The sequence below is a fragment of the Streptomyces sp. NPDC001634 genome, from assembly GCF_040298185.1.
In the GTDB taxonomy this organism is placed as follows: Bacteria; Actinomycetota; Actinomycetes; order Streptomycetales; family Streptomycetaceae; genus Streptomyces.
Genome location: NZ_JBEOZU010000074.1, coordinates 43,804 through 51,341, shown reverse-complemented (window position 1 = coordinate 51,341; position 7,538 = coordinate 43,804). Strand labels below are relative to the sequence as shown.

General features: G+C 71.3%; 8 protein-coding genes. 3 read left to right on the top strand and 5 right to left on the bottom strand.

What is annotated here, in order from left to right; translation table 11 throughout:
* Positions 1-143: 143 nt before the first annotated feature.
* Positions 144-455, top strand: coding sequence for a DUF6332 family protein (locus tag ABT186_RS35850; RefSeq protein ID WP_351235043.1), 312 nt, complete (start codon positions 144-146; stop codon positions 453-455).
* On the opposite strand, the gene ABT186_RS35845 is transcribed toward ABT186_RS35850, so the two are convergent.
* The 3 genes from ABT186_RS35845 to ABT186_RS35835 all read right to left on the bottom strand — a co-directional run bounded on the left by ABT186_RS35845 (position 416) and on the right by ABT186_RS35835 (position 3,328).
* Complete coding sequence (locus ABT186_RS35845) at positions 416-1,081, bottom strand: response regulator transcription factor (RefSeq protein ID WP_351235041.1); 666 nt, start codon at positions 1,079-1,081, stop codon at positions 416-418. The genes ABT186_RS35850 and ABT186_RS35845 overlap by 40 nt on opposite strands.
* The gene (locus tag ABT186_RS35840; RefSeq protein WP_351928616.1) at positions 1,078-2,316 is read right to left on the bottom strand and encodes a sensor histidine kinase; all 1,239 of its coding nucleotides are present in this window, start codon (positions 2,314-2,316) and stop codon (positions 1,078-1,080) included. Before ABT186_RS35840 ends, ABT186_RS35845 begins: the two co-directional genes overlap by 4 nt.
* Before the next feature lie 319 nt (positions 2,317-2,635).
* Positions 2,636-3,328, bottom strand: a complete 693-nt coding sequence (locus ABT186_RS35835) for a TetR/AcrR family transcriptional regulator (protein WP_351235037.1) — start codon at positions 3,326-3,328, stop codon at positions 2,636-2,638.
* 272 nt (positions 3,329-3,600) lie between these two features.
* On the opposite strand from ABT186_RS35835, the gene ABT186_RS35830 reads away from it, so the two are divergent.
* Positions 3,601-4,050, top strand: coding sequence for a nitroreductase family deazaflavin-dependent oxidoreductase (locus ABT186_RS35830; RefSeq protein WP_351235035.1), 450 nt, complete (start codon positions 3,601-3,603; stop codon positions 4,048-4,050).
* Here the strand turns inward: ABT186_RS35830 and ABT186_RS35825 are convergent.
* A complete protein-coding gene (locus tag ABT186_RS35825) occupies positions 4,040-5,272 on the bottom strand; it encodes a geranylgeranyl reductase family protein (protein ID WP_351928614.1) in 1,233 nt (410 codons plus the stop codon). The genes ABT186_RS35830 and ABT186_RS35825 overlap by 11 nt on opposite strands.
* Before the next feature lie 192 nt (positions 5,273-5,464).
* On the opposite strand from ABT186_RS35825, the gene ABT186_RS35820 reads away from it, so the two are divergent.
* The gene (locus tag ABT186_RS35820; protein ID WP_351235032.1) at positions 5,465-6,820 is read left to right on the top strand and encodes a dipeptidase; all 1,356 of its coding nucleotides are present in this window, start codon (positions 5,465-5,467) and stop codon (positions 6,818-6,820) included.
* A gap of 140 nt (positions 6,821-6,960) precedes the next feature.
* Here the strand turns inward: ABT186_RS35820 and ABT186_RS48120 are convergent, their stop codons facing one another.
* On the bottom strand, positions 6,961-7,473 hold the full coding sequence (locus tag ABT186_RS48120; RefSeq protein WP_502973428.1) for a hypothetical protein: 513 nt from the start codon (positions 7,471-7,473) through the stop codon (positions 6,961-6,963).
* Positions 7,474-7,538: the final 65 nt, after the last annotated feature.

The following is a 7,538-nucleotide window of genomic DNA, read 5'->3' as shown; positions in this document are numbered from 1 at the left end:
CCCCGGAACCCATCGAGACCCCCTCGACCTGGGTTCCCCCCGCGCGGGTGGCGCCCGGCACCCCCGACCCGTCCCCCCGCGCCGGCCGGCTCGTCGCCGGACGCCCCCGCCCCCCCCCCCCCCACGGCTGTTTGACTCGGTGCATGAAGGACCAGGGGGAACGTTCGCTCAGGGGGCGGACACGGCGTACTCAGGCCGATCGAGACGCGATCACCATCGAGATCGGGTATGCCCTGTGCAGCGCGGTGTTCGCGGCGGCGCTGGTGTTCGGAGCCGTGGCGGGACCGGCCTTCGCCTTCGACCTGTCGGGTGGAGCGCGCCGTACGGTCGTCGTCGCGGGGGCCACCATGGCCTCCTTGCTCTTCGTGGCACGCGTGGTCGGCGTGCTGGTCCGCTTCCGGCGCGGCGCCGGGCCTCAGCCCAGCCAGCCCGGCCGTACCAGCCCCGACTCGTAGGCCAGCACGACCAGCTGGGCCCGGTCACGGGCGCCCAGCTTGACCATGGTGCGGCTGACGTGGGTCTTCGCCGTGAGCGGGCTGACGACGAGGCGGCGGGCGATCTCGTCGTTGGACAGGCCGATGCCCACCAGTGCCATCACCTCCCGTTCCCGCTCCGTGAGTTCGGCGAGCGACGCGGCGACCGCGGGCTCCTTCGAGCGGGCCGCGAACTCCGAGATCAGCCGCCGGGTCACACTCGGCGAGAGCAATGCGTCGCCCTCGACCACGGCCCGGACCGCGCGCAGGAGTTCGTCCGGCTCGGTGTCCTTGACGAGGAAGCCCGAGGCACCGGAGCGGATCGCTTCGAAGACGTACTCGTCGAGTTCGAAGGTGGTGAGCATGACCACCTTCACGCCGTCCAGGCCCAGGTCCTCGGTGATACGGCGGGTCGCCGCGAGCCCGTCGACCAGCGGCATGCGGATGTCCATCAGCACGACGTCGGGCCGCAGTTCCCGCACCTTGCGCAGGGCCTCCTCGCCGTCGGCGGCCTCCCCGGCCACCTCGATGTCCGGCTGGGCGTCGAGCAGGGCCTTGAACCCTGCCCTGACCAATGACTGGTCGTCGGCGAGCAGTACACGGATCACCGGTCCTCCTTGCGCTTGACGGGTCCCTCGGACGACGCCTTCAGCGGCAGCACGGCAAGCACCCGGAAACCGCCGTCGGCACGCGGGCCCGCCTCGATCGTGCCACCGAGCGCCGCGGCCCGCTCCCGCATTCCGGCAAGGCCGTTGCCGCTGCCGCCCGCGTCGGCGCCGGTCGCGGGCCCGTCGTCGTCGACACGCAGGCGCAGAACCCCCTCGGCGCTGTCGACGTGCACGCGCGCGTGCCGCGAACCCGAGTGCCGCACGACGTTGGTGAGTGCCTCCTGGACTATGCGGAACGCCGCGAGGTCGGTGCCCGGCGCGAGCTTCGGCGACTCTCCTTGGACGGTGACCGTCAGCCCGGCGCTCGCGGCCTGCTCGACGAGTTCCGGCAGCCGGTCGAGCCCGGGCGCGGGAGCGCGCGGCGCGTCACCGGGCGCGCGGAGCGTGTCGAGCACCTGGCGCACCTCTCCGAGCGCCTCCTTGCTGGCGGCCTTGATGGTGGTGAGGGCCGTGCGCGCCTGCTCCGGGTCGGAGTCCAGGAGCGCGAGGCCCACGCCTGCCTGGACATTGATCACGGAGATGCTGTGGGCGAGCACGTCATGGAGTTCGCGGGCAATGCGCAACCGCTCCTCGTCGGCGCGCCGCCGCGCGGCCTGCGCCCGTTCGGCCCGCTCGCGCGCCCACTGTTCGCGCCTGACGCGCGCCAGTTCTGCCAGCGCGACGATCGCCACCACCCAGGTGGCGATGATCAGCTCCTGCGCCCAGGACGCGGCCGAGTCCCCGGGCGGCGGCAGCCATCGGTACAGCCAGTGCGTCACCAGGACGTGCCCGGCCCAGAACAGCCCGACGGCCGTCAACGCAGCCTTGCGGCGTCCGGCGACGAGCGCGCTGAAGCAGCCCACGGCAACCGTGAAGAAGACCGGGCCGTACGGATATCCGGCGCCCAGATAGACCATGGCGGCCGCGGCGGTCACGAACGCGACGGGCACGGGGTGCCTCTGGCGCCACAGGAGCGCTCCCGAGGCCACGATCAGCAGCGCGTAGGCGAGGACGCCGAGGTGTACGCGGTCGGCCTGCTGGCTGCGGGCGGAGAAGTGCGAACCCATGATCACGAAGGCGGTGATCAGCACGGTGGAGCGCCAGGGCAGGCGGGAGCCGCGGGGCTCGTCGTCCCAGCGGCGCATCCACGGCGGTCCGTGCCACCGCCACGGGACGTCTGTGCGCTGCTCCTCCATGAGGTTCACGCTAGACGTCCCGGGCCATGGACGACGTCAGCCGTGCGAGGTGATCAGACGTACTCCCCCGGAAGTACGCCTGTCCGCATGCTCACCGCTTCATCGTCAGGTCGTAGGCCTCGGCCGGGCTACGACTGCGGGTGATCGGCACGGCGTCCGCGCCACCACGACCCGTTGCGGAAGCTCGGTGTGGCGCCCATCGACCACTGCGCCGAGGATGTGCCCGCCCGGGGCCACGAGCTCGCCCCGGCGGAGTCGCCCACGGCAGCGCCGTGACCCACGACGAGAAGCGTAGGGCGCGGCTCCAGCGGATGGCCCGCTACGGGAACACCAGCCCCACGCCATGGGCGAGTTGGGCCGCGGAGTGCCGGAAGAACGCCTCGCGGTCCTCCACGACCTTGTTGAACTGCCCGAACAACTCGAACCCGACCAGTCCGTACAGCTGCGCCCAGGCGGCGACCAGGGCCGCGACCACCTCCGGCGGGAGGTCGGGCGCCAGCTCGGCGGTCATGCGCCGCGCCTCGGGCCCGAGGTCGTCGGGCAGCGGGGTGCGGGCCACGCCGCGCTGCCGATACGCGTCGCGCACGATGTCGATCAGCAGAACGCCCACGCGGGCGGCGGCGGGAATCGTCGTCTCGGGCGCGGAGTACCCGGGCACGGGCGAGCCGTAGATCAGCGCGTACTCGTGCGGATGCGAGAGCGCCCAACCGCGCACGGCCTCGCACACGGCGACCCAGCGCTGTGCGGGGGCGACGTCACCGACCTTGGCATGGGCGGCCTCGGCCGTCTCGCCGAGGGAGTTGTAGGCGTCGATGATGAGCGCGGTGAGCAGGTCGTCGCGGCTGGGGAAGTAGCGGTAGAGCGCAGAGGAGACCATGCCGAGCTCGCGGGCCACGGCACGCAGCGAAAGCCTGGCGGCGCCTTCCGCGGCGAGCTGTCTGCGCGCCTCGTCCTTGATGGCGGCGGTGACTTCGATCCGGGCGCGGGCGCGGGCCCCTCGTGCTGTGCTCATGGAGGCAGTGTGGCACGAAGTCGGAGCAGTGCACACAAAGCAGAGCAGTGCTCTGTAGATGGAGTAACGCTCTTCGGCCATTGGGCGACCACGTGGCAGAGGCGAGCGCTTCACGTCACGGAACGGCGCCCTCCACTGCAAAGCGGCGCTCAAATTCGAGAGCACCGCACACTATCGAGAGCACTGCTCTTGCTTTGGGTCGCCGATCACACCCATACTCATCTCAAGCGAGAGCACCGCTCACACTTTCCACCTCCAGGAGGACCGACGTCATGTCCACCCACGTTCAGAAGCCCGGCTGGTTCACCGTCAACGTCTTCAACCGCGCCGTGGCCTGGATGACCCGCCGCGGCCTCAGCATCTGGGGCTCCCGCGTCCTGGCGGTCCGCGGCCGAAAGAGCGGCGAGTGGCGGACCACCCCCGTGAACCTGCTCACCGTGGACGGACAGCAGTACCTGGTCGCCCCCCGCGGCCACGTCCAGTGGACGCACAACATGCGCGCGGCCGGCGGGGGCGAGTTGCGTCTGGGCAAGAACGTGGACGTGTTCACCGCGACCGAGGTCGCCGACGACGACAAGGTTCCGCTCCTGCGCGCCTACCTCAAGCGCTGGAAGGCCGAGGTCGGGGTCTTCTTCAACGGTGTCGGCCCCGACTCCCCGGACGAGGAGCTTCGTCGTATCGCCCCCGACCACCCGGTCTTCCAGATCACGGTCAAGAACTGACGCCGTCACCCACGGGCCCGCGGTCCAGCGCGGTCAGGGCGCGCTGGGCGATCGGACGGTTGCGGACGATCTCCCCCAGGGACGTGGACCCCTGTGTGATCTCCTTGAACGCGTTCCAAGCGGGCCGGAAGCCGGTCAGTGCCGCGTGGAAGAGACCGGGCCGGCGCTCGAACGCCGTCAACAGCCGCTTGCCGACGCTCATCTCGACGCCCAGTCCGGCCTTGATCGCAAACGCGTAGTTCAGTGCCTGCCTGCGCGTGTCCACCGCGTCGTGCGCCTCCGCGATGCGCACCGCCCACTCCCCCGCGAGCCGCCCCGACCGCAGCGCGAACGAGATCCCCTCGCGGGTCCACGGCTCCAGCAGCCCCGCCGCGTCCCCGCACACCAGCACCCGCCCCCGCGACAGCGGAGAGTCGTCCGCACGGCAGCGGGTCAAGTGCCCGGACGAGATGCTCGGTTCGAAGCCGGAGAGCCCGAGCCGGGCGACGAGGTCCTCCAAGTACCGCTTGGTCGCCGCGCCTTCACCGCGGGCGGAGATCACGCCGACCGTCAGCGTGTCCCCCTTCGGGAACACCCAGCCGTAGCTTCCGGGCATCGGCCCCCAGTCGATGAGCACCCGTCCCCTCCAGTCCTCGGCGACGGTCTCCGGCACCGGGATCTCCGCCTCCAGACCGAGGTCGACCTGGTCGAGCTTCACCCCGACGTGTGCTCCTATGCGGCTGGCGCTGCCGTCCGCGCCCACCACCGCCCGGGCCAGCAGCGTCTCGCCGCCCTGCAGGACGACGGCCACCGTGCGCCGGTCCGGCACCGCCGAGCCGTGCTGCTCCACCCGTGAGACGGTGGCGCCCGTGCGCAGTTCCGCGCCCGCCTTCTGCGCGTGCTCGACGAGCTGCTGGTCGAACTCGGGCCGGTTGATCAGACCGAAGAGCATGTGCTTGGCACGGCGGGTGCGGGTGAAGCGGCCGTTGTGCGAGAAGGTGACCGCGTGCACCCGGTCGCGCAGCGGCAGCTCGAAGCCGGGCGGGAGGGCGTCGCGCGAGGGGCCGATGATGCCGCCGCCGCACGTTTTGTATCGGGGCAGCTCCGCCTTCTCCAGCAACAGCACGCTGCGTCCCGCGACCGCCGCCGCGTAGGCGGCCGAGGCCCCCGCGGGTCCCGCGCCCACCACGACGACGTCCCACACCCGCTGCACGCCGTCCGCCGAAGAGTTCTCGCTGCTCACGATGGTCTACTGCTCCCGATCAAGCCGCCTGCCGCATTTGTCTCCCGCATCCTACGGCGGCGTCGTCGCAGGCCGCTGTGGGAGGATCGGCAGCGTATGCGCCCTGCACACCAGTACGCGCCTACGCCCGCACGATCACACGTACACAGAAGTACTCACCAGTACAACGTCGCACCCACAAGGAGCGTGCCCATGTCGTCGAATCCGGTCGCCGAGGCCGTCGCCTCGCTGATGCCCAGGGCGAAGGAGGAGCTCGCCGAACTGGTGGCCTTCAAGTCGGTGGCGGACTTCGACCAGTTCCCGAAGAGCGAGAGCGAAGGCGCCGCGCGGTGGGTCGCGGATGCGCTGCGCGCCGAGGGCTTCCAGGACGTGGCGCTGCTGGACACTCCGGACGGTACGCAGTCGGTGTACGGCTACCTGCCCGGCCCCGAGGGTGCGAAGACGGTTCTGCTGTACGCGCACTACGATGTGCAGCCGCCGCTCGACGAGGCCGGCTGGACCACCCCGCCCTTCGAGCTGACCGAGCGTGACGGCCGCTGGTACGGGCGCGGGGCCGCCGACTGCAAGGGCGGCGTCATCATGCACCTGCTCGCGCTGCGTGCGCTCAAGGCCAACGGCGGCGTGCCCGTGCATGTCAAGGTGATCGCCGAGGGTTCGGAGGAGCAGGGCACGGGCGGTCTGGAGCGGTACGCCGAGGAAAACCCGGACCTTCTCGCGGCCGACACCATCGTCATCGGTGACGCGGGCAACTTCCGTGTCGGCCTGCCGACGGTCACCTCGACGCTGCGCGGCATGACTCTCGTCCGGGTGCAGGTCGACACGCTCGAAGGCAACCTGCACTCCGGACAGTTCGGCGGAGCCGCGCCCGACGCCCTGGCCGCGCTGATCCGCGTACTGGACTCGCTGCGGGCCGAGGACGGGTCGACGACCGTCGACGGGCTGGCCTCCGAGACGCGGTGGGACGGTCTCGCGTACGACGACGAGCAGTTCCGCAAGGACGCCAAGGTGCTCGACGGGGTGGAGCTGATCGGCTCCGGCTCGGTCGCCGACCGCATCTGGGCGCGTCCGGCTGTGACCGTCCTCGGTATCGACTGCCCGCCGGTCGTGGGCGCGACCCCGTCCGTGCAGGCGAGCGCCCGCGCGCTGGTGAGCCTGCGGGTGCCGCCGGGCGTGGACGCTGCCGAGGCGACGAAGCTGCTGCAGGCCCATCTGGAGACGCACACGCCGTGGAGTGCCCGGGTGCGGACGGAGCAGATCGGACAGGGGCAGGCGTTCCGTGCGGACACCTCCAGCCCGGCGTACGCGGCGATGGCCGAGGCGATGGCGGTCGCGTACCCGGGCCAGGAGATGCAGTACGCGGGCCAGGGCGGCTCCATCCCCCTGTGCAACACCCTCGCGTCGCTCTACCCGCAGGCGGAGATCCTCCTCATAGGCCTGAGCGAGCCGGAGGCGCAGATCCACGCGGTCAACGAGAGCGTGTCCCCGCAGGAGTTGGAGCGCCTGTCGGTCGCAGAAGCGCTGTTCCTGCGCAACTACGCGGCGAGCTGAACGCTCTGCTGACAGCAAAGGGCCCTCGAATTCGCCGCGGGCGGGGGCCCTTTCTACGGTCGCCCCATGGCCGTAGCTTCTCGGCTTCCGCGTGAATCGGCCGCTCCCAGTCCTCCAGTACGGGCCGCGGGCCCGGGAGCTCACCCCGACGACGGGTGCGTCCAGGTGGTGAGCGAGCACCTCCGCGCCGATGCGCGCGGCGAACTCGGCCGCCCCACCGTGCAGTCCTCGTGGAAGTGGGTGGCCGCCGTCATGTGCGCGGCGCCGCCGACCGTGGCGCCGGAGAGCTTCTCGGCGACGTGCGCCGGATACAGCGGGTAGCCCGCCCCGAACAGCGACTTCCAGTCGGAGTAGGGCTTGCTCATCACCGTGGTGACGGTCTTTCCGCCGTCGGAGGCGGTGAGGGACTTGATCCGGTAGTAGCCGGCCGTGCTCTGCGGCAGACAGCCCTTGATCTGCGCGGAGTCACTGGCGGGCGGCGGCGGGAAGTCCTTGCCGTTGTTGGTGCGCAGGTGTTGGCCTTTCCCTGAGTGGTGCAGGACGTGAGCCCGGCCGAGCTGCTCTTGCTGGAGCCGCCCCCGCCCCCGCCCCCCGCCCCCGCCGCCGCTGCCGCTGCCGCTGCTGCTGCTGCTGCTGCAGGCGGAACTCCACATGCCAGGCAAAGTGATTCGGCCAACACCCACATCGGACGCGCCGTCAGTGTCGCCTGCCGCCAGGG

Bases quoted from the DNA above. Each gene is read 5' to 3' on its own strand.
- ABT186_RS35850 (WP_351235043.1), top strand. From the start codon at position 144: ATGAAGGACCAGGGGGAACGTTCGCTCAGGGGGCGGACACGGCGTACT.
- ABT186_RS35840 (WP_351928616.1), bottom strand. From the start codon at position 2,316: ATGGAGGAGCAGCGCACAGACGTCCCGTGGCGGTGGCACGGACCGCCG.
- ABT186_RS35835 (WP_351235037.1), bottom strand. From the start codon at position 3,328: ATGAGCACAGCACGAGGGGCCCGCGCCCGCGCCCGGATCGAAGTCACC.
- ABT186_RS35830 (WP_351235035.1), top strand. From the start codon at position 3,601: ATGTCCACCCACGTTCAGAAGCCCGGCTGGTTCACCGTCAACGTCTTC.
- ABT186_RS35820 (WP_351235032.1), top strand. From the start codon at position 5,465: ATGTCGTCGAATCCGGTCGCCGAGGCCGTCGCCTCGCTGATGCCCAGG.
- ABT186_RS48120 (WP_502973428.1), bottom strand. From the start codon at position 7,473: ATGTGGAGTTCCGCCTGCAGCAGCAGCAGCAGCAGCGGCAGCGGCAGC.